Origin of the sequence: Streptomyces lacaronensis, from assembly GCF_047337785.1 — a bacterium.
Lineage (GTDB): Bacteria > Actinomycetota > Actinomycetes > Streptomycetales > Streptomycetaceae > Streptomyces > Streptomyces lycopersici.
In genome coordinates this window covers 3082353-3105399 of record NZ_JBLHDK010000003.1, presented here as the reverse complement: position 1 = coordinate 3105399, position 23047 = coordinate 3082353, and the positions used below count along the sequence as shown (strand labels likewise).

Sequence of the window (23047 nt, the reverse complement as noted above, 5' to 3'; positions counted from 1 at the left end):
TCAGCGCGTCGCGTGGCTGGACCAGGTGCGGCCCTCCTGCTCCTTCACGGGCAGACCGGCGGTCTGCAGGATGTCGTCGAGGAGCGCCTGTGTGCGGGCGGCTTCCCGCCCTGACGTCAGCGGCGCTCCACGGTCTCGTACGCGGTCGAGGAAGTGGTGAACGGCGGCGGCGAACCCGAAGGTGTTCGTCGCCGTGGCCCAGCCGAATGCCTCGGGGCTCATCGAGCGCACCGTGCTCGCACCGTCCCGGGTGAGGGTCACCGTGTCCGGAGCCACCACCTCGGCCGAGCGCTCGGCGCCGTAGGCATCCAGTTTTTCTGCCCACGAACCAGCGGTCCGTGCCGCCGTCAGGACACCGGTGCCGCCGCCGGCGAACCGGACCAGGGCGGAGACGCCGTCCTCCTGCCAGGGGTCGTCACCGGCGGCGTGGGCGGAGACGTCGACCGGTTCGCCCGGGCAGAACCAGCGCAGCAGATCCACCATGTGGATGGCGTTCTCGAAGGTCGCGCGGTACTCGCTGCCGCGGCGGTTCTTCTGCGCGACGCAGAAGGCGGCACCGGCGTCCCCGAACTGGTCACGAGCGGCGACGTAGGTCGGCGCGAACCTGCGATTGAAGCCGACCATCAGCACGCGGTCACGCGCGTCGGCGAGGTCGGCGAGCCGCTCCGCGTCACTGGTCGCGGTCGCGAGGGGCTTTTCGCAGAAGACATCCACATCCGCCTCCAGCGCGCTGCTCACGCCGGCGACATGCTCCGACCTCGGGGTCAACACGAACAGGGCGTCCAGATCACGTTCGAGTGCCTGCCCCACGGTCGGGACCGCCGTGGAGAACCCCCAGCGGCGGACCAGTTCCGAGGGGTCCTCGCGCCGGGACACCAGGACATCGAGGATGACGTCTTCCCGTGCTGCCAGGGTGGGCAGCTGCGCGATATGCGCGATGTTCCCGGCGCCGACCACTCCGACACGCAGCGGAGGCCGGCTCATCGGGATACCTCCACGGGTGAGAGTCCGGCGGCCTCTTCGAGGAGTGAGCGCAGTGCGCGGGCGGACCGGGTGAAGCCCTCCGCCGGGGACGGGAGGTCCTGCGGGTGCCACCGGTACTCGTATTCGAGGCTGAGGACATCGTCGTATCCGTGCTGCTCGACCGCCTGCAGGATGTCCGCCCAGGGCACTATGCCCTCGCCGACGACACGGGAGCGCACCGCCCGCTCGTCCGCCTTCACCCGGGCCGTCTCAGAAGCGACGAAGGGTGCGTTCGGATCGGTGAAGACGAGGTCCTTCACGTGGACGTGCCCGATCAGGTCGCCCTGCTCCCGCAGTGCTTCCGGCCATGCCTCGTCGTGGGTGAAGGTGAGGTTCGCCTGGTCGTAGAGCACTCGGACGGCAGGCGAGTCCACCTCGCGTATCAGCCGGGCGGTCTCCTTCGCCGACTGCGTCATGGTTCCGAAGTGGTTCTCCACGCACAGGAGCACTCCGGCGTCGGCGGCCAGCGGCGCCAGCTCCGAAAGCCCCGATCGCAGGCGCTCCCAGTGTCCGGCGTGATCGGTTCGATCCGCCCCCCAGGACCCCGCGTACACGCGGATCCGGGTGGCGCCCACGCGATGGGCGCAGTCGATGGCCGACCGCAGTTCATCGAGCGCGGCACGACGCTGCGCCGGGTCCTCGTGGTTGAGCCCCGTGGTGTACGGAGCGAGCCCCACCACCGCTACGCCGAGATCGTCCGCTACGCGAGCCGCCTCGGCAGCGGCGGCATCGTCCCCGATCGGCAGTCCGCTGCGGTAGCCGTTCTGGTAGATGACCTCCGCTCCGTCCAGACCGGCGGAGGCGAAGAGTTCCAGCGCCTCGGGGAGGGTCTGTTCCGGTGTGCCGAGGGTGTGGCCAATGATCCGCACTACAGGTCCTTTTCGGTTCGAGAGGGGGCAGTCCAGTCGGCAGGCCCGATCAGCGGTGGCGGGTTGTGGACGCGGGAGCGGTCGACCAGTTCGATCAACAGGCCCCAGGGCGCCCGGAGGTAGGTCCACCGGTTGCCCGCGACGCGCGGGCTGTCCGGGCCGACCTCCTTGGTTCCGCCCAGCAAACGGGCGCCGTGCGAGCGGAGATGCTCGACGGCGGTGTCGACGTCCGCCACGGTGAAGCACAGGTGGTGGCCGCCGGCATCGCAGTGGCGCGGGTAGTCGCGGCGCTGGTCCGTGCTCCACCACTGGAACAGCTCCACGTTGAGGTTTGGCGGCATGCGCAGCATGGCGAGTTCCAGGTGGGCATCGGCCGGGACCTCGAAATGCGCGGGCATGAAGTCGGCGTCGGGCCCCCGCGTCGAGCGGTAGAGCTCCTCGGCTCCGAAGGCGTCCGTGAAGAAGGTGACCGCTTCGCCGAGGTCGGGCACTGTGAAGGCGACATGGTCGACGTGTTGGAACCCTGCGGGCAGGCTCATCGGGGCACCTCCGCGGTCGACTCACGGATCAGCAGGTCCGGGGCCAGAACGACATGGCTCGTCTCCCCGTCCTTGAGGAGTTTCTCGGCGAGGTCGATGGCGATCACTCCCATGTCGGCGATGGGCTGGCGGACGGTGGTCAGCCGTGGGTTGAACCGGGCGCCGAACTCCAGGCCGTCGAAGCCCATCACCGACACCTCGTCCGGGACGGACACACCGCGCACACCAAGAGCGGAGATGAGGGCGAAGGCGACCATGTCATTGGCCGCGATGATTGCTGTCGGGCGCTCTTCACGTGTCATGTCCACCAGACGCTGGGCGGCCCGCTCACCCACGTCGGGCCCGGTGCCTCCGTCCAGGACCACCGTCGGCATGTCCAGCTCCACGGCCAGCCCCTCGTAGGCGGCCAGGCGGTCCCTGGACGTGTACGCCCCGGAGATGCCGGACACATAGGCGATGCGCCGGTGCCCCAGGCCGCGCAGATGGTCCACGGCGAGCGCGATGCCCTCGGCGCTGTCCACCGTCACGGTCGGCACCTGCGCCTGTTCGACACGGTCGACCACAACGACCTTGCTGCCGAGCGCGACGTTCTGCAGCTCGTCGAGGTCCACAGTGGTCGACGGCGCGACGATCCCGAAGGGCGCGTACATCTCTTGCAGGGAGGTCAGATACGCGTTGGTCTGGGCCACCTCGCCGCCGGTCACGCACAACACCAACTGATAACCCCGGTCGGCCGCCGCAGCCGCCATGGTCCTCGCCAGCTCACCGTAGAAGGGGTTGGTGATGTCCGGGACGATCAGCGGAACAAGCTTGCTCGCACGGCGGCGCAGAGCTTGCGCCAGCGGGTTCACCCGGTAACCGAGACTCTTCGCCACCTCCAGGACATGTTGCCGGGTCGCGGCATTCACGGCTTCCGGCCGGGAGAAGGCGCGGGAAACCGTGGAACGATGCACGCCCGCTCGGGCGGCGACGTCGTCGATGCTCACCTCAGCCATGGCTGACCTCCACAGACGCAATGGGAGACCGCTTGTACGCGGCCCAGACGAGCCTCATTGTGTCGGCAAGGTCGGCCAGGGTAGGCAGCCCGGCGAAGCCGTCCGCCCAGGTGTCAGCCACCTGTCGGACGAACACGTCGTATCGCGGGTCGCTGTCCACGTCGATGGTGCTCGACTCGGTGACACCGTCCGCACGCGTGAAGGAGACGTCGCCGGAGGTACCCACGTCGACGTATCCCCCCTCGCCCGCGCTGGTGTAGGAGCAGTACCGCTTGGCGGGACTCGACGGGAAGGCATAGCCGACCTCGATGATGGCCTCGCTGCCGTCGTCGCCCGCGAGCACCAGCGTGACGTGATCCTCAACGTCCTCGCCGTGCAGGCTCGCGGAAAGGTTGGCGGCCACAAGCTCCACGCGCCGGGCCCGGCTCCGCTGCAGGAAGAGGTCGATGAAGTGCGGCGCGAGGTTCACCAGGCACCCCCCGCCGGAGCGCGCGGGCTCGAGCATCCACGAGCAGCCTGCCGCGTGATAGCGCTCCGGCGGGCCGGCTACGAAGCTCGCCCGTTGGTACGTCGGCGCGCCGGCCAGGGACAGTGCGTGATCCACGGGGCCGCCGCGCTGGACGAAGGGGACGGTCGCCGCCACCCCTGCCGAGGCGGCCGCATCCCGGATCCGCTCCACGTCCTCGGGCCCCGTGCCGCCCGGCTTCTCGACCACGTAGGGGATGCCGCGCTCGACCAGGGCCAGGCAGGTGTCCACCATGCGGTCGTGCGGCCCGAAGACGTAGGCCAGGTCCAACGGTCCGGCGTCCAGAGCCTCCCCGATTTCCCCGCAGACGGGCGCCTCGAGGCGTCGGGCGATGTCCGTGACCCCGTCGGGCTCCACGTCCTGGACCAGCACGACATCGTGAGTGTCCGCCCAGGCGCTGACATACAGGGGGACGTGCCAGTGGCGGGCGCCTAGAACTGCCGTTCGCGGACGTCTCACGACGCGCCTCCTCACTTTCGGTATGGAGCAACTTCTGCCGATTGTCCCCTCTGAGGTCGGCCGCTGCAATCGATTGCTGAGATCGGTTGCATTACCGAAACAGAGGGTCCTAAGCTCTGTCAACACCCCCCGACAACGGATTTTCATGAGGTGACTCGATGCGCAAGCTGCGCACGCTGAATGCCATCTGCGACTCCGGGACGGTGCTGATCGTGCGCCTGCCCACCGCCGAGGCGTCGTACGAAGTGGCCTGCGAGGCCATCGCTGGAGGGATACGAGCGGTCGAGGTGACGCTCACCACGCCGGGTGCCCTGGACGTGATTCGCCGGCTGAGCGCGGAGTACCCCGAGACCGAGATCGGCGCCGGCAGCGTACTCGACGCGACATCCGCGTACGCCAGCATCCAGGCCGGAGCGCGCTTCCTGGTCAGCCCCCAGGTCGATTCCGGCATGCTGGAGACCGCCGGCCGGTACCAGGCCGTCAGCATCTGCGGAGCCGCAACACCCACGGAGATCGTCCAGGCGGCCACGGCAGGGGCCGATCTCGTCAAGCTGTTCCCCTCCTCGGTCCTCAACCGCGACTACGCCCGTGCAGTACTCGAACCACTCGGCCACATCCCCCTGGTCCCGGCCGGAGGCGTCTCCCCGGACAACGTGGACGAGTGGTTCGATGCCGGAGTCGCGGCGGTCGGCGTCGGAAGCTTCATCACCAAGGCGGCGCAGCGAGAAAGCACAGAGCAGCACCCGGTCCGTGCGGCGGCCCGGACATTCCTCGAGGCGGTGGCCGATGCCCGCGCCTGACCCGCTGGCCCCCACGTCCGGGACACCACCGGTATTCGTCGCGATCGGTCCCGCGGGCTCGGGAAAGTCTCATGTCGCCCGCGAGCTCGCACGCCGGCTCCGCGCCGTCTACCTCGACAAGGACTCCCTGGCCGGCGACCTCGTGGACGCCGCACTCGAACTGGTCGGCCGGCGGGCCGGAGGCCGCGAAGACGACCCGACCTACACCGAACGCCTGATGCCGGCCGAGTACAAGGCGCTGTTCGCCACAGCGGCCGACAACCTGCGGCTGGGCCTGCCCATCGTCCTGGACGCGCCTTTCGCGGCGTACCTCGGCAACCCCGACTTCTTGGCTGTCTCCGCCGACCGGGCCTCCTGGCCCGCGGGAACACCTGTCGTCGTGGTCGAGGTGCGGGCCTCCGCGGAGACCGTTCGTACGCGACTGACGCAACGAGGTCTGCCACGAGACCGGGCCAAGCTGGCCGACTGGCCCGCATTCTGGCAACGGCTCGGGACCCAGGACTGCGCCTGGTCCGGGGCCCGGCACATCGTCGTGGACAACGACGCCGAACCGGATCTCGACGCTGTCGTACGACTCGCGGGCAATATCGGGCAGGCACTCCTTCCCGCCTTCCACTGAGACATCGCTGCGCGAGTGTCATTGGACGGGTCTGAGGCGCCGAGCGTGCCGGAAAATCGGCCTCACCCCCGAGACACAGCTCAAGACCAAGGCTCTCCGCGGGACCAACGTCAAACGGTGCTGTCACTCGCCTCCGGCACCGCCCCTCTCGGCCTGGCCTTGTGCGATGGCGATCTCGGCGACGCGGTGGAGAGCTCTCCGGTACGCCGTATCGTTGCCCGGTTCTTTCCGCCAGGTGCGGATGCTGATGGTGGCGGAGTGCAGCGAGCCGAGAGGGATCCCGAGGTAGAGGGCCGCAGAGCGGCGGGAGCGGCCGGTGGCCATCTGGACGAGGGTGATGGCCACGTCCCTGCGCAGTTGCCGCTGCGGGGCGTCGAGTTCGTCGAGTGGAACGGCCCAGTGTTCGGGCAGGGGCGTGGAGATGGTGCCAGGGTCGAGTCGGCCGCGGTGGGTGGCGGCTGTGGGAAGCGGGCGGGCCGGCCGGCGGCCTTGCGGGGGAAGCGGACACTGCTGCGGATCACCGCGGTCATGGCGGGTGAGCAGTGCTGGGCGTGATGACGCAGGCGGATGTGGGCGGTGCTGGTCGAGGGCAGGGCGGACAGGAGGCGCGCGAGGGTGTGGTGTCCGGACGGGTCGTCGAGGATGGCCACGGTGATGGCCATCAGGTCTGCAGCCGCGAGCGGGTCTGCGGGCGGGTGACCGAAGGTCCGGGCCACCCGGCCGTCGCCCAAGCCGGTCGACGAGATGGGTGAGTTCGGCGGGGGCCCCGGTGCGGATCACGGCGATGGGTGTCGGGTCTTCCCTCACGTGCTTGCGGGCGAGTTCGTAGGGAGACTCGCTCGTGCCGCGGGGTCGGCGACACCCTCCGGTAGTGGCATTACTGGATACACAATAGGGAGCTGCTGGCTCACCTGGGGAGGGTGATTGCTCAACGAGGTCCCTCCCATCGGGGCAGAAAAGTCGGACTATTAATAGTAATTCGGGCATTGGGTAGCCGCAAATATCCCTCCGTGGGTCTGCCGCGTCGCACGGGGGGTGCCGTCAGCGTTATGGCATGGGGAATTTCTGTGGACAGAACTATTGATGAAGCTCGATCCCTGTATGTAGTGTCCACACCTGCCGGGCGGGAGCCGCCACCATGCCCGGCCCCGTACATCCCAGCGCGCCCTCCCCTCGCCCGACGAACACCGGCACCGGGACGCGGCAGCATTGTCTTGAAGGAGCCCGGCCATGCCAGTGACCGTCAAACCCGACTCCGAGGCTGTTACCGGGAAGACACCGAAGCGGGCCGCGCTGGCCGGTTTTCTCGGGAGCGCCGTCGAGTACTACGACTTCTTCATCTACGGCGCCGCTTCCGCGCTCGTGCTGGACAAGCTGTTCTTCCCGAACGTCGATCCCGCCGTCGGCACCCTGGCCGCGATGGCCACCTTCGGTGCCGGGTACGTGGTCCGTCCATTGGGCGCGGTGGTCTTCGGCCACTTCGGGGACCGCCTCAGCCGCAAGAAGATGCTGGTGTTGACCCTTCTGCTCATGGGCATCTCCACCTTTCTGATCGGCTGTCTGCCGACGTACGGGGCGGTCGGCATCGCCGCCCCGATCCTGCTGGTGGTGCTGCGCCTGATCCAGGGCGCCTCCGCCGCGGGCGAATGGGGCGGTGCCATCGCGCTCAGCGTGGAACACGCTCCCCAGCATCGACGCGCGCTGGTGGCCAGCTGGACACCGAGCGGAGCACTGGCCGGATCGACCATCGCCTCCGTGGTCTTCATCGGGTTCTCGTCACTGCCGGAGGACCAGTTCATGGCCTGGGGCTGGCGTGTTCCCTTCCTGTTGAGCGTGGTGCTCGTCGGCATCGGCCTCGTGGTCCGGGCCAAGCTGCCCGAGCCTCCCGGTTTTGAGAGGCTCAAGGACGCCAAGGCCCATGAGAAACCGCCGGTGGTCACCTTGATGACCAAGCACGGGCTGAGCGTGGCGCGGGTCGTCGGCTGCTCGCTCTACAGCGTCATCGCCACCATCGGCGGGGTGTACGCGCTGGCCTACGCCACCTCCACGACGGACATCTCCGCCACCACCATGCTCACGGTGAAGCTCGTGTCCACCGGCGCGGCGGTCGCCGTCCAGCCGCTCGCCGCCCTGGCCGCCGACCGAGTGGGGCGCAAGCCCATCTTCATGGCCGGCGGCCTCATCTGCGCCGCCTCGGCCTTCCTGCTCTTCTGGGCCATCGGCATGGAGAACCTGCCCCTGATCTTCGTCGGCCACTTCCTGCTGGTCGCCGTCGGATACTCGCTGGCCAACGGTGTCGCGCCGGCCTTGTACTCGGAAATGTTCGACGCCTCCGTGCGCTACACCGGAGTCGCACTCTCCTCCCAGCTCGGCCAGGTACTCACCGGCTTCGCGCCGACCATCGCCTCGGCCCTGGTCGTGGCGGCCGACGGCGGGTGGATCTGGGTCGCCGTCGCGACCGCCGGCGCCTGTCTGACCTCGGTGCTGGTCACCCTGACCGTCCGCGAAACCTACAAGAGCGACGTCGACGGCCTCCACACCGCCTGAAACGCTTCCCCGGCCGCCGCGCCCCCATGACCCGCGAAGTCCTGCGGAGCCGCAGATGAACACCTCGATCCCCGACGGCGTGGAGACGACACCATGAGCGCACAGCAGACCGGGCCCCACCCTCACAGGCGGACCGCCCTCAAGGGCGGGATCCTGGCGACCGCCGTCGCGGCATCCGCCATGATCCCCGTCCCGGCGTCCGCCGCCGAACACCCCGGGCGACACGACCCGCTGGTCCACCGGCCCGTTCCCGAGCAGCTCCCGGTCACCGAGGGACACGTCGACGTGGTCGGCGGACAGCTCTACTACTGGGACACCGGAGGCGAAGAGCCTGCCGTTGTCCTCGCCCACGCCGGCACCGGAAGTGCGCTGGCCTGGCCTTACCAGCAGCCCGTCCTGGCCCGGGCCGGGTACCGGGTGATCTCCTACTCGCGGCGCGGCCACTACCGGTCATCGGCGGCGACCGCGGACGATCCTCCGGCCGTCCACGACCTGCTCGCCCTGACCGAGCACCTGAACGTGCCCGCCTTCCATCTTGTCGGTGCGGCCCTCGGCGGCTTCCTGGCTGTCGACTTCGCCGTCAGCCACCCCTCGAAGCTGCGCTCCCTCGTCCTGGTCAACAGCCAGCTGGGCATCCAAGAAGCCGATTACGAGGAGGCTCTGGCACGTATCCGCCCGCCGGAGTTCGAGGATCTTCCCCACTCGTTCCGGGAACTCGGCGCCCCTTACCGTGCCGTCGCCCCGGAGGGCGTCCACGCCTGGGAGAGGACAACCGAACTCTCCCGGCCCGGCCCCGCCAACCCGAGGCCGCGGCTGATCCACACCATGACCTGGAAGCTGCTGGCGACCATCAGCACGCGTACCTTGATGACGGTGGGCGACGCGGACCTGTACATGCCGCCGCCGCTGGGCAGGACGGTGGCCGCGCACCTGCCGAATGTTTCCCTGCTGACGTTTTCCGAGGCTGGGCACGCCCCGCAGTGGGAGCGCCCGTCGGACTTCAACCGGCAGTTGCTGAGATTCCTTTCCGGCGCGCGGTTCCCCGCGGACTCCCGCTGCTGACCACGCCGACGCACGAATGCGGGCCAGGACCGGACGAGGACAGGAGGAGGGCGCGATGGTCATCGTCGTCGTCATGGGCCGGGTCACCGGCCTGCGGGAGGACCGGGACACCTCGCTCGCCCTGATGCGCGCCGCCGCTTCCCGCGGGCACGAGGTGTGGCACTGTCGGCCCGGTGCCCTCTCCCTGGTCGACGGCCGGCTGCGTGCCACGGGACGGCCGGTGCGGTTCACCCCGGCGCCGGAGCCCGGTCCCGTCGCCGTCCTCGACCTGCACACCGTCGACGCGGTCCTTGTACGGTCCGATCCGCCCTTCGACTCCGCCTACCTCGCCGCCACGCTTCTGCTGGAGCGGCTGCGCGGCGACACGCTCGTGCTCAACGACCCGCGTGGCCTGCGCGAGGCCAACGAGAAGCTCTACGCCTGCCACTTCCCCGCCTGCATGCCGCCCACGCTCGTCACCGCCGATCGGGAGCAACTGCTGGACTTCGCCGTGGCGCAGCGCGGAGCGGTCCTCAAACCGCTCTTCGGGCACGGAGGACGCGGCGTGGTGGCCCTGATGCCCGGCGACCGCAACGCCCCCGCTCTCGTCGAGCAGGCGACCCATCGCGGAGAACGGCAGGTGATGGCGCAGGCGTTCCTGCCCGAGGTGTCGCAGGGGGACAAACGTATCCTGCTCCTGGACGGCGAACCGCTGGGCGCGATCCTGCGACGTCCCGCGCCCGGCGACTTCCGGGCCAACATCGGAGTCGGCGCAGACGTCCTGGCCTGTGCGCTGGACCCGGCCGACCTGCGCGTCATCGAGCGGATCGGGCCGCGGCTGCGCGCGGACGGTCTGTGGCTGGTGGGGATCGACGTGATCGGCGGTCGGCTGACCGAGGTCAACGTCACCAGCCCGACCGGACTGGTCCAGCTCTCGGATTTCAGCGGGGTACGCCACGACCTCCACGTCGTCCGCGCACTGGAGGCCAGGGTGCGGGACACGGCAGCGTCCCGGGCGACCGGAGGCCGCACCGCGTGACATGTCGTACGCGGCGGACCCGCGTCGCGCCGGGCCGCGGGAACGACGAACCGGTGGCCGCGCTCGCAGCGCGACTGCGGGAACTCGGTGCGCGGTGCGGGTGTGCGCTCCGCCGGATGAGGAGTTCGCGGCGCTGGTGGAGGGCGTCGGCGTGCCCCTGGCGCCGCACGCCCCGACAGCGCGCGCAGGGATGTTCGGGGGAAGCCGCCGTCGGCGCCGGACGCGTTCCGTCCCGGCGGCCGCCCCGGCCGCACCTGCCTCCGCCGCCGCGGCGGCCGTCCCTGCGGAAGGAGACCGGCCGCACGGTGCTGTGAGAGCGGGACGACCGGCACGGTGGGCGCGTCGTGCGGCGAGGCGCTCAACAGCCACCGGGCGGCGAGCGGCCTGCCGTCGCTGCCTGACGACCGCCGCCTGCACCGCCTCCACGGTCAGCTGCCGGTCCCGCCCGTTCCCGCAGGACCTGGATCGGTCCTCCCGGGCGGCCGGGGCCGTGGACTTCACCATCCGCACCGGCGGGGCGGCGCGACGGCCGGGCGCCGGCTGCTCGACACCGCGGGCCGGGACACGCCGCCCGTGTCCGCGTGACCCCCGCGGACGCGTCGCGCGGTCGTGCCTCGCGGCTGCTCAGCGCTCGAGAACCAGCGCGAGCCCTTGGCCGACCCCGATGCACAGGGCGGCCAGTCCGGTGCCCGAGCCCGCTGCCGCGAGTTGGTGGGCGACGGCTCCCGCCAGACGCGCTCCGGAGGCGCCGAGAGGATGGCCCAGCGCGATGGCGCCGCCGCGGGGGTTGAGCACCGCGGGGTCCAGGTCGGGCCATTCGTCGAGGCAGCCGAGGGCCTGGGCCGCGAACGCCTCGTTGAGTTCGAGGGCGGTCAGGTCGGCGAAGCCACGCCCGGCCCGTCCGAGTGCGGTGCGGGCCGCCTCGACCGGGCCGAGACCGAAGTACTGCGGTTCGATCCCGGTGACCGCGCTCGCGCCGATACGGGCCAGCGGCTCCCGGCCAACCGCCTTCAGCCCCTCTTCGTCACACAGCAGCAGAGCCGCGGCGCCGTCGCTCAGCGGTGAGGCGTTGGCGGCGGTGACCGTGCCGGTGCCGACCGGGCGGAACGAGGGCTTCAGCCGCCCCAGCGACTCCGGGGTTCCGCCGTCGCGGATGCTCTCGTCGCGGGGCAGGGCCACTCCGGGAATGGGCACGACTTCGCGCTCGTAGTGCCCCTCCCGCCAAGCACGGGCGGCCTTGTCGTGGCTGGCCAGCGCGAAGAGGTCCTGCTGTTCGCGGGATATGCCGTACCGGTCGGCGATCAGTTCGGCGCCCTCGCCGAGGGGGACGCTCCACTGTGCGGGCATGCGCGGATTGACCATGCGCCAGCCCAGAGTGGTCGAGTACAGCTCCGTGTGGCCCGCGGGGAAGGCCCGCTCGGGCTTGGGCATCACCCAGGGGGCGCGGCTCATGGACTCCACCCCGCCGGCCACGGCGATGGAAGCCTCGCCGCAGCGGATGGCACGCGCGGCCTGGACGACCGCCTCCAGCCCCGAGGCACACAACCGGTTAACGGTGACACCGGGCACCGTGACCGGAAGTCCGGCCAGCAGAACGGCCATCCTGGCCACGTCCCGGTTCTCCTCTCCGGCGCCGTTGGCATTGCCGAAGAACACGTCGTCCACCCGGGCCGGATCAAGATCCGGGCTGCGGTCGATCAGGGACCGCAGGACGTGGGCGGCGAGGTCGTCGGGGCGGACACCGCTGAGGGCACCCCCGAACTTGGCGAAGGGCGTGCGGACGGCGTCCACGAGATAGACGTCGGACATGGACAGGACTCCTTCCCGCGCCCTTCGGGGCGCGGTCGTCACTGGGGTGTGCGGTGCGGGCCGGGCCGGCCGAGGGTCAGGTCCAGGTGTGGAAGCCCCGACCGCTCTTGCGGCCCAGCTCGCCGGCGGCGACCTTCTCGCGCAGCAGGCGCGGCGGTTCGAAACGTTCGCCCAGTGTCCGGTGGAGATGCTCGGCGATCGCCAGCCGGACGTCGAGGCCGACGAGGTCCGTGGAGCGCAGCGGGCCCATCGGGTGGCCATAGCCCAGTTCCATGGCCGTGTCGATCGCGGCGGCGTCGGAGACCCCCTCCTGGAGCATCCTGATCGCCTCCAGCCCGAGCAGGACGCCCAGCCTGCTGGTCGCGAATCCGGGAGAGTCCCGTACGACGACGTCCGTCTTGCCCAAGGCGCGCACCCAGGCGAGCACCTGGCCGACCACCGGCTCCGCTGTGGCGGGTGTGGTGACGACCTCGACCAGTTTCGAGCCGGGCACGGGGTTGAAGAAGTGCATGCCCAGAAACCGCTCGGGGCGCCGGAGCGCGGCCGACAGTTCACCGACCGGCAGGGAACTGGTGTTGGTGGCCAGGACGGTCCCGGGGGAGACCCGGGCCTCCACGGCGGCGAGCACATCGGCCTTGAGAGCGGGCACCTCCGGCACGGCCTCGACTACCAGTTCCGCCGCGGAGGGCAGGGCGCCGATCTCACTGACGAATTCGACGCGGTCCAGCACGTGGGCCGGATCGGCGGACAGTCTGCCCCGGTCGGCGGCCCGGCGCAGGCTGTCGCCGATACGGGTACGGGCGGCGTCGGCGGAGGACGCCGAGCCCTCGACGACGACCACCCGGGCCCCCAGCGTGGCGAAGACCTGCGCGATTCCGCCGCCCATGCGCCCGCCGCCCACCACGCCGACGTGTGCGATCGCCGGGGTCACGGGTTTCTCCCTCCGGTCAGGAAACGGTCCATCCGTGTCCGTTTCTCGGGTGTCTCGAACAGCACGGCCTGGGCCAGGTCGTCGATGTGCGGGTGGCCGCCCGGGGAGTCGACGACGATCTTGGTCAGTCGCAGTGCCGTGGGGGCGGACCGGGCCATCCGGTCCAGCAGGGTGTGCGCGCGGTCCAGCAGTTCGGCCGGTGGTACCACGTCCGCGACCAGCCCCAGGCCATGGGCCCGTACGGCGTCCAACGTGAGCCCGCCGAGAAGGACTTGCTTCGCGACCGAGGTGCCGACGAGGTCGGCCAGGCGCCAGCACGCCCCGGCGGCGGCGATGATGCCCAGCCCCGGTTCCGGGTTGCCGAAGACGGCGGTGTCCGAGGCCAGCCGGAGGTCGCAGGCGAAGGCCAGCTCGGCGCCACCGCCCAGGGCGTACCCGTCCACGGCCGCGACGGTGGGCAGCGGGAGACGGGCGATCCTGTCGAAGAGGCGGCTGTTGATGCCGTGGAGGGCTTCGTCACGGCCCCGAGCCGCCAGCTCGCCGATGTCCGCGCCGGCGGCGAAGACACCGCCCGCGCCGGTCAGCAGCAGAAGCTTCGGCGTGCGCTCCAACTCCTCGCAGACAGCGTGCAGTTCGGAGATCATCGCCGCGTTCACCGCGTTGCGGGCGTCCGGCCGGTTCAGCGTCACCACCGTCCGGTCGGGGTGTTCCTCGACCGTCAGGGTGTTCACCGCGCCGTCCCCGCGCGGGGGCCGAAGACCTCGTCGAACAGCGTGTACGTCTCGTCCCAGGAGCGGCGCGCGCCACGCTCGCTGTAGCGCGGACCCGGGAACATGTATCCGTGCTCGGCGTCGGCGTGGACGTCGACGACGGCCCGCGCCTCACCCGCACGAAGAGCCTCGCGCAGGGGCCGCATCGCGGGCAGCGGTGAGAGGTGGTCGGCGTCTCCGAGACCCACGTAGACCGCGCCGGTGATGCGGCCGGCGTCCCGATAGGGCGCGTCGGGGTCGTCGGTGTCGTCCGTGCGCAGCCCGGAGGGGTGGAACGCAGCGCCCGCGGCGAAGGTCTCCGGCTGCGCGGCCATGAGCCGCAGCACATGCCGCCCTCCCATGCAGAAGCCGACGCAGGCCATGGCGCCCCCGGCGACCAGCGGTTCGTCCGCCAGGGCACGCACGAGGGCGGCGGTGTCCTCGACGACGTCGGCGTCCGGCAGGGACCGGGTGGTCCGCTGGATGAGCGCCTTGGCCTCGGGGTCGTGGAGCAACTGCTCGGTGGTCCAGTTCAGGCCGGTGCCCATGCGGTGGTAGGTGTCGGGCAGGACGGCGGTGTAACCGTGCGCGGCGATGTCGCGGCAGATGTCGCGCAGCGCGTCCCGCACGCCGAGCGCGTCCATGTAGACGACGACGGCCGGGTGCGGGCCCCCGGTGGCCGGGGCGGTGATGAGGGTCGGCATCGGACCGCCGGGGGTCCCGACGTCCAGGTCTCGGATGAGGAAGTCAGTCATGAAAAACCGCGGCTCTCTCGTTCGGTGGTGCGGCTCAGCTCTCGGCCACCTCGGGCCAGGACCAGACCGGTGCGCGCTTCTCCAGGACGGCCCGGGCCGCCTCGGCGGCGTCCGGGTGGGCGCCCAGGCGCAGGGTGTAGACCTGCTCCGCCGCGTAACCCGGCTTGACGGGCAGTACTTCGGCCTCGTCCAGGGCCCGCTTCGCCAGACGCAGACCCAGCGGGCTCTTCGCGGCGATGCGGCCGGCCAGTTCCCTGGCCTCGGCGAGGATTTCCTCGGTGCCGGCCACGCGCTGGACGAGACCGGTCCGGTGGGCCTCCACGGCGTCGATGGGCTCGCCGGTGAAGTACATCAGCCGCACCTGGCCCTGGGGCAGCAGCCGCATCAGGTGGCTGCCGCCGCCGCAGCGGCCCGCGGTGATCTCCGGGAGGCCGATCCGGGCATCCTGTGCGGCGTAGCGGATGTCGCAACACGCGGCGAGGACCGCGCCGGCGCCAAGGGCGGCGCCGTTGACCACCGCGATGGTCGGCAGGGAGCAGTCGAGGATGGCCTCGTAGGCGGTCCGTGCCATGCGCTGGCGTCGCTCGGCCGCGCCCTCGGACGGGCTCACCGCCTCCACGGGCTGCTTGATGTCGGCTCCCGCACTGAACATCCGGACGTCGGACCGGAGCAGGACGGCGTGTACGTCGGTGCGGGACGACAGTTCCCGGAAGACGGTGACGAGGCGCTCGTACATCTCCACGGTGACCGCGTTGACCGGGGGACGGTCGAGCACCACCTCGGCGATCGGTCCGTGCGTCTCCAATCGGACACCGTGTTCGGTGGAAGAGGAAGTCATGGCGCCTGACCTTACACAGAGGGACGCCTCAAACCAAGCAAACTGTATCCAGGATGCCTCACAGAATGGTTTGGTGACACGCAGTGGCCAAGTCGATAGACTTTCCGTTGTGTCCAACATCGCAGCGTCCACCCCCGACGACACGCCACGCGACCCGGCCGGCGACGTCATGGCTCTCGCCTACGAGCACGTCCGTGACGCGATCCTCCAGGGCAGGCTGAAGCCCGGTACCTGGGTCTCCCAGGTACAGCTCGCCGCGGATCTCAAGGTCAGCCGCACCCCCCTTCGCGAGGCGCTGCGGCGTCTGCAGACCGAGGGGCTGGTCCAGCTCGACTTCAACCGCCGGATCCAGGTCTCCCCGCTGTCCATCCCGGACCTGGAGACTCTCTACGCCATGCGGCTGGCCAGCGAACCCCTCGCCGTCCTGCTGTCGGTGCCCCAGCTGGGCAAGGAGGAACTGGCCGAGCTGGGTGAGGCGATGACGACCATGAACGAGGCGGCGGAGCGCGGCGACGAGGAGCAGGCGATCGCGGCCCACCGCACGTTCCACTTCCTGCTGTTCTCCCACACCGAGGACCGGCTGCGCTCCCACGTGGAGTCCATGTGGGACCACTCGGTGCGCTACCTGCGGCTCTACCACAACGCCCCCAGCTACCGGCTGGCGCTGATCACCATGGGCCGCACCGGTCACGACGAGATCTTCGAGGCGGCGCAGTCGGGCGACGGGCGGCGCACCTCGCGTCTGGTCGCCGAGCACCTGGCACGTACCGCGCTGACCGTGATCGCCTCGGTCGCCGGCGCGCACGACCCGAAGATGATCCGCGAGTCCCTGCGGTTCGTCCTGGAATCCGCCGGCTGACCTCGGGCCTCTCTCAGTCGTCGTAAGGTTCGGTGGCCCGGGCCGACGGCCGGGCGCGGAAGGTTTCGAACCAGCGCATCAGCTCCGGGCGTCCTTCGCGCCAGTCCAGGTCGGTGAAGCGGTAGTCCAGGTATCCCAGGGCGCAGCCCACCGCGACATGGCCGATGTCGAAGGGCGTGCGCTCCAGCTCGCGCGCCTCCCGGTCCAGGACGTCGAGCGTCGCGAGGGTCTTCGTCCGGCACGCGTCGAGCATCGCGGCCAGGCGCCGCTGTTCCTCCCGCGCGCGTTCGTTGCGCCAGAGGATGAGCACTTCGGTCAGTCCGCTGCCCAGGGCGTGCCGGCGCAGAGCGGGCCAGCGGCGTTCGGCGGTCCGGGGGAACAGGGGCTCCCCGTCGTGCAGCGAGTCGAGGTACTCGCAGATCAGCACCGACTCGGGAAGCAGCAAGCCTTCGTCGGTCTCCAGGGTCGGGATACGGCCGAGGGGATTGCGCGCCCTGATGTGCTCCAGATTGGGGCTGGTCAGCGCGACCGGAGTACGCACCAGCTCCAGCCGGTCGACCACGTCCACCTCGTGCGCGAACACCATGACCTTGCGGACGAACGGCGACCGCGGGGACCAGTAGAGCTTCATGCCGACCTCCGTGAGGCATTGGCTGTGCGGATTTGATGTAGTTAACTGGATACAGTTTCTGGATGCAAGGCAGCGTTGCTTTGCATGTCGACTGTCGTCAGCCGAGGTCATATGTCATCACCAGCAAAACCCACTCACCGCCGCTCCGGACCGCTGTCGCATGTACGCGTCCTGGATCTGAGCCGGGTACTGGCCGGTCCGTGGGCGGGCCAGCTCCTCGCCGACATGGGTGCCGACGTCATCAAGATCGAACGCCCCGGCACCGGCGACGACACCCGTTCCTGGGGCCCGCCCTTCCTGAGTGACACCGAGGGCGATCCCACCGAGGAGTCGGCGTACTACCTCGGCGCCAACCGGGCCAAGCGGTCCCTGACCGTCGACATCTCCAGCCCGCGGGGCCAGGAGATCATTCGCGCCCTGGCGGCCGAGGCCGACATCCTCCTGGAGAACTTCAAGTACGGCGCCCTGCGCCGTTACGGACTGGGCTACGAGGATCTGTCCCAGGTCAACCCGGGGCTCATTTACTGCTCCATCACCGGCTTCGGCCAGACCGGACCGCGCCGGGCCCAGCCGGCCTACGACTTCGCCATCCAGGCCATGGGCGGGCTGATGAGTGTCACCGGTGAACGGGACGACCGGCCCGGAGGCGGACCTCAGAAGGTTGGCGTGCCGATCGTCGACCTGACCACCGGCGCCTACGCCACCGTCGCCGTCCTCGCGGCACTCGCCCACCGCGCGGTCACCGGCACCGGGGAGCACATCGACATCGCCATGCTGGACGTCCAGGTGGCGACGCTGGCCAACCAGGCCATGAACCACCTGACGACGGGCCGGGTTCCGTCCCGGACGGGCAACTCGCACCCCAACATCCAGCCGCAGGACGTGTACGCCTGCAAGGACGGCCAACTGGCCGTCGCGGTCGGCAACGACAGCCAGTTCGTGCGGTTCTGCGAAGCACTCGGCCTGGACGGCACTGCCGCCGACGAGCGCTTCGCCACCAACCGCGCCCGGGTCCGCAACCTCGCACAACTGCGCCCGCTCATCACCGAGGCGCTGTCCGGTCACACCCGTCGCCACTGGATGGACCGCCTGGACGAGGCCGGGGTCCCCTGCGGGACGGTCAACACGGTCGAAGAGGTCCTGGAGGACGAACAGGTCCGCCACCGCCGCATGGTTGTCGAGGTTCCGCACCCCCTGTCGGGTAGCGTCAAGCTGGTGGCCAGCCCCATGCGTTTCACCAACGCCCCGCTCGACTTCGACCAGGCGCCACCGCTGCTGGGACAGCACACCGACGAGATCCTGCGCGGCCTGGGCATGGACGAGGAGACCGTCGAGGGACTCCGCTCGGAGGGAGTCGTATGAGCGGGGACGACTGGCCGCCGCCACGCATCCCGCTGCCCTCGGGGAAGGACCTCGACGCCGACCAGCGTGCGGTCTTCGAGGAGATGACCCGAGGCCCCCGCGGCAAGGTGCAGGGGCCCATCCGCGCGGCGATCCACAACCCGGAGCTGGCACAGCGCTGGCAGCACCTGGGCGCACTGCTCCGCTACGGCACCTCGCTCACACCACGAGCCAGCGAACTGGCGATCCTCGTCACCGCACGCCACTGGGAAAGCCGCCTGGAGTGGATGCTGCACGAAACCCACGCCGCCGAGGCCGGCGTGCCGCCGGAGGCCGCTGAGGCGATCCGCCTCGGCGGGACCCCGAAGTGCGACGACCCCACCGACCGCGCGGTGTATGCCTACACCCGGGCGCTGCTACGCGACCACGACGTCCCCGAGACCGTCTACCAGGACGCGCTCGGCGCCTTGGGGGTGACGGGGGTCGTCGAACTGACCGCCCTCATCGGCTACTACTCCATGGTGGCCCTGACCCTGAACGTTCATCACATTCCACCGCCGGACGACGCGACGGGCCCGGACCCGTTCCCCCCGCCCACACCCGGCACCGCCGGCTGACCGGTACGGCTTGCTTCCCGCCCCGGCCGGCCCCGACGCCTTCGCCGCGGTGCGGAACGACCGCGTCCAGCCGGCGTTCCACGAGGAGATGCCGGCACCGAGGAGCGGCGTGGGGCGCCCCCGCGGATCCGCCGGTAGGTGCGGACCCGGCCGTCGTTGAGGATTCCGGCGGAGCTGGGTGACGATCAGCGCGTCGCCAACCGGGACGGGTGAGCCGTTCGGGCGGTGCTCGGTTCCGGGCGGGGGTTGCCGGAGCTGGTTGAGACGCGGCGGTGTCGACGACAAGGGTGCTGCCGCTCGTGGCGGCCGAAGCCGGCGTCGCCGCCGGACCGGTCGCCGCGGTGAGAGAGGCCACGACAGCGACCGCGAGCCACACGAGAGTTCGCGAGCGCGCGGTGGCAGGCGTGGTGGGCATGGAGCCTCCTGCTCCAGGAAGAACACGCGTCTGTCAGGCGGACGTTGCGCAAGGACGCCGGAGGGCGGCGCGTTCCGACGCGGTCTGGCACTCGGCTCCGGGGCTGAGCAGCCGCTGCCCCGGAACCCGCTGATCACGATGGTGTTCACGGCGCTGGCCCTGGCGACCGTGGAACCGTCCAACAGCGGGCGTCGGGGTGCGGCGACCCCAGGCGCCTCAGGACTTCGTGTTCTGCGCCGCCTGGCCCTTGTGTGAACGGTCACACCACCGCATGATTGTGGTGACGGAATCCGAAGTGTCAAGAGCCATCGCAGCGCCGATTTCTCCGGGCCGGTTGTGCCCGGTCAGAGGCCCTGCGCCCACGCGAGGTGATCGCCGTCCATGCTTCCAGGAACAGGTGAGTGACCGGTCACATGCGCTCCGCGGGGTCCACACACGGGCTGACGCACACCACTCCTGACAGCGCGGGCGCCCCCACCGTGACCATCCGCGACGTCGCACGGGTAGCGGGTGTCTCGTACCAGACGGTCTCCCGTGTGATCAATGGGCGTGCCTCCGTGGCCGATGCCACCCGTCACCGAGTCGAGGACGCCATCGGCTCGCTCGGCTTCCGGCCCAACCGCGCGGCCCGCGAACTCGCGGGCAAGGCCGCCCGTTCGCTGACCATCCTCACCGGCGACACCAGCCTGTACGGGGCCGCCTCGACACTGCGCGGCATCGAAGAAGCCGCTCGAACCGCCTCCTTCACCGTCGCCGTGAGCGTGCTGGACCGCCACGCCGTTCCGGACGGGAACGAGTTGCGCACCCGCCTGGCACGGCCGGGCGAACCCGTCGTGGTCATCGCTTTCGACGCACCCGGAGTGCGCGCCCTGCGGCTGCTGCCCGCGGACACACCGGTGGTGGCCGCCATCGAGTGCCCCTCCGGCAGCGAGCCGGTCTCCACCCGGTCACAGGCATGGCTGGACGACCGGATCGCCGCCAACCGCGCCACCCGCCATCTGCTGGGCCTGGGTCACCGCACCGTGCACTACCTGTCGCTGCCGTCCTCCACCGCTCAGGTGGCCCAGCGCACCCTGGGCTGGCTGGACGCGCTGCGTGCGGCCGGCGCCCCGGAGCCACCCGTGGTGGAGGGAGGCTGGACGCCGCGCTCCGGCTACCTCGCCGCGCGGGAGCTGGTCGCGACTCCGTCGGTGACCGCCGTGCTGTGCGGCAACGACGACGTGGCCGCAGGGGTGATGCGAGCAGCCCGCGAAGCCGGACGGCGCATCCCCGGCGACCTGAGCGTGGCCGGTTTCGACGACGTACCCGTCGCGGCCTTCCTCGCCCCCGCGCTGACCACGGTCCGCCTCGACTTCGAGGGGCTCGGCCGCACCTGCTTCGGGCTGTTGCACCGGTTGCTCGATCCCGCGGCGCCCGCTCCCGACCCCTGCGACGAGCCCACTCTCATCGTCCGCGAAAGCACCGGCCCGCACCGCGGCACCAGCGGCTGAACGACAGGCGAGGAACCAGCCGCCGTCCACACGTGCCGAGAGCAGGCGCCGCTCCGGCTTCCCCCGGTCCTCGTACGGTCTTCGCCGGTATTCGTGGGGCTCGTTGGCGCCGGAGGTGTTGACGTCTCTCGTCGCCCGTCTATCATCCATGCTTGTCCGAGCCTCCGATTGGCGTTCGGTATATCGAATAGTCGTCGGACGGACAGGTTTGTGTCGGCCCCACAGACCACCGCTGAAAGCCGTACCCGGCGATGTGTTTATGCGTCATCGTGCCGCGGTCCAAGGACACCGGTGGCGTCGCGGTAACTGTGCCCCAGCCGACTCAGGGAGTTTCCTCATGCATCCGCACCCGGTGGGCCACCGCTCCCCAGGTGTTCTGTTTCTCGCCGAAGGGCTGCCCGCGCCCGATGTGCGGTCCGCCGCCCCGACCACCACGAGAGAGAGCGACCCTCCATGTCCTGGCTCCATCATGAGCACAGTCGCCGCAAGGCACTGGCAACGGCCACGGGGCTGGCGGCAGGAGCCCTGCCCATCTCCGCCGCGGCCCGCGCCGCAGCCTTGCCGCGCGACTCCGCCGCGGTCACGCCCACGGCCGCTGCCGCCCAGTTCACGAATCCGGTGATCTGGCAGGATTTCGCGGACATCGACATCATCCGCGTCGGTGACGCCTACTACTACTCGGCCTCCACGATGCACTACTCGCCGGGGGCGCCCATCCTCCGTTCGTATGACCTGGTGAACTGGGAGTTCGCCGGCCACTCGGTGCCGGTGCTGGACTTCGGCTCCAAGTACGACCTGAGCGGTTCCCGCGCCTACGTCAAGGGCGTCTGGGCGTCGTCGCTGGCCTACCGCCCGAGCAACCGGACGTTCTACTGGCTCGGCTGCATCGAATTCTCCCGGTCGTACATCTACACCGCCCCGTCCGTCGAAGGGCCCTGGACCAGGCTCACCACGATCAACAACGCTTATTACGACGCGGGTTTGCTCATCGACAGCGATGACACCATGTACGTGTCGTACGGGAACACCACCATCAGCGTGGCCCAGCTCTCCGCCGACGGCCGTACCCAGGTCCGTGCACAGCAGGTGTTCACCACGCCGTCGAGCGTCGGGACCCTGGAGGGCTCCCGTTTCTACAAGATCAACGGCAACTACTACATCTTCCTCACCCGCCCCGCCAACGGCCAGTACATCCTGAAGTCCACCAGCGGCCCCTTCGGCCCGTACACCATGCGGCAGGTTCTGCTCAACCTGGGCGGGCCGGTCTCCGGCGGCGGGGTGCCACACCAGGGCGGGCTCGTGCAGACCCAGAACGGCGCCTGGTACTACATGGCCTTCGTGGACGCCTACCCCGGCGGCCGGATCCCCGTACTGGCCCCGGTCACCTGGACCTCCGACGGCTGGCCCGTGGTGCAGCTGGTCAACGGTGCCTGGGGTGCCTCGTATCCCAGTCCGGCCGCCGTCGGGGCCCCGCCCCGCCAGGCCGCCCCGCTGACCGGTGTCGACACCTTCGACGGTACGTCCCTGAAGCCGACGTGGGAGTGGAACCACAACCCGGACAACACCAAGTGGTCGGTGAACAACGGCCTGACCTTGCGAACCGCGACGGTCACGAACGACCTGTACTGGGCCCGCAACACCCTCACCCACCGGATCCAGGGGCCCACCTCCACCGCCACCATCCAGCTCGACCACTCCGCGATGCGGGACGGCGACCGGGCCGGACTGGCGCTGTTGCGCGACTCGTCCGCGTGGATCGGTGTGAAACGGGACGGCGGTGCGACCCGGGTGACGATGGTGAGCGGGCTGACCATGGACGGCAACTGGAACACCACCGGAACCGGAACGGAGCTCGCGAGCGCCGCTGTCCAGGGCGGCCGCATCTGGCTGCGCGCCACCGCCGACATCCGTCCCGGCGCGGGACGGCCGGGCACCTTCTCCTACAGCACCGACGGCACCAACTTCACCCGCCTCGGGCCCCCGTTCACCATGGGCAACGACTGGCGGTTCTTCATGGGCTACCGGTATGCCATCTTCAACCACGCCACCCAAGCACTCGGAGGCTCGGTCAACGTCACCCGCTTCGAACTCACCACCCCCTGACCGGTTCTCTCCGGGCCACTGTCCGTACCCGGACGCGAACGCACTCGTACGC

The 23047-nt window shown here is 70.3% G+C and carries 22 protein-coding genes; 10 read left to right on the top strand and 12 right to left on the bottom strand.

From position 1 onward, the window contains the following. Genes ACMTAK_RS13135 through ACMTAK_RS13115 form a run of 5 tightly spaced genes read right to left on the bottom strand, consistent with a single transcriptional unit; the run spans window position 1 to window position 4411 of the window. Window positions 1-984: a Gfo/Idh/MocA family protein gene (locus ACMTAK_RS13135; RefSeq protein ID WP_413806396.1), complete on the bottom strand. Its 984-nt coding sequence runs from the start codon at window positions 982-984 to the stop codon at window positions 1-3. Beyond that, window positions 981-1892 carry a sugar phosphate isomerase/epimerase family protein gene (locus ACMTAK_RS13130; RefSeq protein ID WP_413806395.1) on the bottom strand — a complete coding sequence of 304 codons (912 nt, stop codon included), beginning with the start codon at window positions 1890-1892 and terminating at the stop codon, window positions 981-983. The genes ACMTAK_RS13135 and ACMTAK_RS13130 overlap by 4 nt, the downstream gene beginning before the upstream one ends. Further along, window positions 1892-2431, bottom strand: a complete 540-nt coding sequence (locus ACMTAK_RS13125) for a VOC family protein (protein WP_413806394.1) — start codon at window positions 2429-2431, stop codon at window positions 1892-1894. Before ACMTAK_RS13125 ends, ACMTAK_RS13130 begins: the two co-directional genes overlap by 1 nt. Beyond that, the gene (locus ACMTAK_RS13120) at window positions 2428-3426 is read right to left on the bottom strand and encodes a LacI family DNA-binding transcriptional regulator (protein ID WP_413806393.1); all 999 of its coding nucleotides are present in this window, start codon (window positions 3424-3426) and stop codon (window positions 2428-2430) included. The genes ACMTAK_RS13125 and ACMTAK_RS13120 overlap by 4 nt, the downstream gene beginning before the upstream one ends. After that, window positions 3419-4411, bottom strand: coding sequence for a Gfo/Idh/MocA family protein (locus ACMTAK_RS13115; RefSeq protein WP_413806392.1), 993 nt, complete (start codon window positions 4409-4411; stop codon window positions 3419-3421). The genes ACMTAK_RS13120 and ACMTAK_RS13115 overlap by 8 nt, the downstream gene beginning before the upstream one ends. A gap of 158 nt (window positions 4412-4569) precedes the next feature. Between ACMTAK_RS13115 and ACMTAK_RS13110 the strand changes: the two genes are divergently transcribed. After that, complete coding sequence (locus ACMTAK_RS13110; protein ID WP_413806391.1) at window positions 4570-5211, top strand: bifunctional 4-hydroxy-2-oxoglutarate aldolase/2-dehydro-3-deoxy-phosphogluconate aldolase; 642 nt, start codon at window positions 4570-4572, stop codon at window positions 5209-5211. Then, the gene (locus ACMTAK_RS13105; RefSeq protein WP_413806390.1) at window positions 5198-5830 is read left to right on the top strand and encodes a P-loop nucleotide/nucleoside kinase family protein; all 633 of its coding nucleotides are present in this window, start codon (window positions 5198-5200) and stop codon (window positions 5828-5830) included. Before ACMTAK_RS13110 ends, ACMTAK_RS13105 begins: the two co-directional genes overlap by 14 nt. A gap of 123 nt (window positions 5831-5953) precedes the next feature. Here the strand turns inward: ACMTAK_RS13105 and ACMTAK_RS13100 are convergent, their stop codons facing one another. Further along, window positions 5954-6175 (bottom strand): hypothetical protein, encoded by a 222-nt coding sequence (locus ACMTAK_RS13100; RefSeq protein ID WP_413806389.1) that lies wholly within the window; start codon window positions 6173-6175, stop codon window positions 5954-5956. 885 nt (window positions 6176-7060) lie between these two features. Here ACMTAK_RS13100 and ACMTAK_RS13095 point away from each other — a divergent pair. The 3 genes from ACMTAK_RS13095 (at window position 7061) to gshB (ending at window position 10457) form a co-directional block, all read left to right on the top strand. Further along, window positions 7061-8377, top strand: coding sequence for an MFS transporter (locus tag ACMTAK_RS13095; protein ID WP_413806388.1), 1317 nt, complete (start codon window positions 7061-7063; stop codon window positions 8375-8377). A gap of 93 nt (window positions 8378-8470) precedes the next feature. Next, window positions 8471-9439 carry an alpha/beta fold hydrolase gene (locus ACMTAK_RS13090; protein ID WP_413806387.1) on the top strand — a complete coding sequence of 323 codons (969 nt, stop codon included), beginning with the start codon at window positions 8471-8473 and terminating at the stop codon, window positions 9437-9439. A gap of 55 nt (window positions 9440-9494) precedes the next feature. Further along, window positions 9495-10457, top strand: coding sequence for a glutathione synthase (gshB, locus tag ACMTAK_RS13085; RefSeq protein WP_413806386.1), 963 nt, complete (start codon window positions 9495-9497; stop codon window positions 10455-10457). Between the two features lie 624 nt (window positions 10458-11081). Here the strand turns inward: gshB and ACMTAK_RS13080 are convergent. From ACMTAK_RS13080 to ACMTAK_RS13060, 5 genes are all read right to left on the bottom strand, one after another. Beyond that, window positions 11082-12266, bottom strand: coding sequence for a thiolase family protein (locus ACMTAK_RS13080; RefSeq protein ID WP_413806385.1), 1185 nt, complete (start codon window positions 12264-12266; stop codon window positions 11082-11084). A gap of 76 nt (window positions 12267-12342) precedes the next feature. Continuing rightward, window positions 12343-13197 (bottom strand): 3-hydroxyacyl-CoA dehydrogenase family protein, encoded by an 855-nt coding sequence (locus tag ACMTAK_RS13075; protein ID WP_413806384.1) that lies wholly within the window; start codon window positions 13195-13197, stop codon window positions 12343-12345. Then, window positions 13194-13928: an enoyl-CoA hydratase/isomerase family protein gene (locus ACMTAK_RS13070; RefSeq protein WP_413806383.1), complete on the bottom strand. Its 735-nt coding sequence runs from the start codon at window positions 13926-13928 to the stop codon at window positions 13194-13196. The genes ACMTAK_RS13075 and ACMTAK_RS13070 overlap by 4 nt, the downstream gene beginning before the upstream one ends. Next, window positions 13925-14701: a dienelactone hydrolase family protein gene (locus ACMTAK_RS13065; RefSeq protein WP_413806382.1), complete on the bottom strand. Its 777-nt coding sequence runs from the start codon at window positions 14699-14701 to the stop codon at window positions 13925-13927. Before ACMTAK_RS13065 ends, ACMTAK_RS13070 begins: the two co-directional genes overlap by 4 nt. A gap of 34 nt (window positions 14702-14735) precedes the next feature. Beyond that, entirely contained in the window at window positions 14736-15539 is an 804-nt protein-coding gene (locus tag ACMTAK_RS13060) for an enoyl-CoA hydratase-related protein (protein ID WP_413806381.1), read from the bottom strand. Window positions 15540-15648: 109 nt separating this feature from the next. Between ACMTAK_RS13060 and ACMTAK_RS13055 the strand changes: the two genes are divergently transcribed. Next, complete coding sequence (locus tag ACMTAK_RS13055) at window positions 15649-16398, top strand: GntR family transcriptional regulator (protein WP_413806380.1); 750 nt, start codon at window positions 15649-15651, stop codon at window positions 16396-16398. 13 nt (window positions 16399-16411) lie between these two features. Here the strand turns inward: ACMTAK_RS13055 and ACMTAK_RS13050 are convergent, their stop codons facing one another. Then, on the bottom strand, window positions 16412-17029 hold the full coding sequence (locus ACMTAK_RS13050; RefSeq protein ID WP_413806379.1) for a glutathione S-transferase family protein: 618 nt from the start codon (window positions 17027-17029) through the stop codon (window positions 16412-16414). 111 nt (window positions 17030-17140) lie between these two features. On the opposite strand from ACMTAK_RS13050, the gene ACMTAK_RS13045 reads away from it, so the two are divergent. The 4 genes from ACMTAK_RS13045 to ACMTAK_RS13030 all read left to right on the top strand — a co-directional run bounded on the left by ACMTAK_RS13045 (window position 17141) and on the right by ACMTAK_RS13030 (window position 22995). Further along, a complete protein-coding gene (locus tag ACMTAK_RS13045) occupies window positions 17141-18391 on the top strand; it encodes a CaiB/BaiF CoA transferase family protein (RefSeq protein ID WP_413806378.1) in 1251 nt (416 codons plus the stop codon). Then, on the top strand, window positions 18388-18987 hold the full coding sequence (locus ACMTAK_RS13040; protein ID WP_413806377.1) for a carboxymuconolactone decarboxylase family protein: 600 nt from the start codon (window positions 18388-18390) through the stop codon (window positions 18985-18987). The genes ACMTAK_RS13045 and ACMTAK_RS13040 overlap by 4 nt, the downstream gene beginning before the upstream one ends. An 816-nt stretch (window positions 18988-19803) precedes the next feature. Further along, a complete protein-coding gene (locus ACMTAK_RS13035) occupies window positions 19804-20892 on the top strand; it encodes a LacI family DNA-binding transcriptional regulator (RefSeq protein ID WP_413806376.1) in 1089 nt (362 codons plus the stop codon). A 453-nt stretch (window positions 20893-21345) separates the two neighbouring features. Next, window positions 21346-22995: a glycoside hydrolase family 43 protein gene (locus ACMTAK_RS13030; protein WP_413806375.1), complete on the top strand. Its 1650-nt coding sequence runs from the start codon at window positions 21346-21348 to the stop codon at window positions 22993-22995. Window positions 22996-23047 lie beyond the last annotated feature (52 nt).

Excerpts from the sequence above, each read along its gene's own strand:
- ACMTAK_RS13060 (WP_413806381.1), bottom strand. The coding sequence starts at position 15,539 with ATGACTTCCTCTTCCACCGAACACGGTGTCCGATTGGAGACGCACGGA.
- ACMTAK_RS13030 (WP_413806375.1), top strand. The coding sequence starts at position 21,346 with ATGTCCTGGCTCCATCATGAGCACAGTCGCCGCAAGGCACTGGCAACG.
- ACMTAK_RS13040 (WP_413806377.1), top strand. The coding sequence starts at position 18,388 with ATGAGCGGGGACGACTGGCCGCCGCCACGCATCCCGCTGCCCTCGGGG.
- ACMTAK_RS13105 (WP_413806390.1), top strand. The coding sequence starts at position 5,198 with ATGCCCGCGCCTGACCCGCTGGCCCCCACGTCCGGGACACCACCGGTA.
- ACMTAK_RS13110 (WP_413806391.1), top strand. The coding sequence starts at position 4,570 with ATGCGCAAGCTGCGCACGCTGAATGCCATCTGCGACTCCGGGACGGTG.
- ACMTAK_RS13135 (WP_413806396.1), bottom strand. The coding sequence starts at position 984 with ATGAGCCGGCCTCCGCTGCGTGTCGGAGTGGTCGGCGCCGGGAACATC.
- ACMTAK_RS13065 (WP_413806382.1), bottom strand. The coding sequence starts at position 14,701 with ATGACTGACTTCCTCATCCGAGACCTGGACGTCGGGACCCCCGGCGGT.
- ACMTAK_RS13050 (WP_413806379.1), bottom strand. The coding sequence starts at position 17,029 with ATGAAGCTCTACTGGTCCCCGCGGTCGCCGTTCGTCCGCAAGGTCATG.
- ACMTAK_RS13090 (WP_413806387.1), top strand. The coding sequence starts at position 8,471 with ATGAGCGCACAGCAGACCGGGCCCCACCCTCACAGGCGGACCGCCCTC.
- gshB (WP_413806386.1), top strand. The coding sequence starts at position 9,495 with ATGGTCATCGTCGTCGTCATGGGCCGGGTCACCGGCCTGCGGGAGGAC.
- ACMTAK_RS13045 (WP_413806378.1), top strand. The coding sequence starts at position 17,141 with ATGTCATCACCAGCAAAACCCACTCACCGCCGCTCCGGACCGCTGTCG.
- ACMTAK_RS13095 (WP_413806388.1), top strand. The coding sequence starts at position 7,061 with ATGCCAGTGACCGTCAAACCCGACTCCGAGGCTGTTACCGGGAAGACA.
- ACMTAK_RS13125 (WP_413806394.1), bottom strand. The coding sequence starts at position 2,431 with ATGAGCCTGCCCGCAGGGTTCCAACACGTCGACCATGTCGCCTTCACA.
- ACMTAK_RS13120 (WP_413806393.1), bottom strand. The coding sequence starts at position 3,426 with ATGGCTGAGGTGAGCATCGACGACGTCGCCGCCCGAGCGGGCGTGCAT.
- ACMTAK_RS13080 (WP_413806385.1), bottom strand. The coding sequence starts at position 12,266 with ATGTCCGACGTCTATCTCGTGGACGCCGTCCGCACGCCCTTCGCCAAG.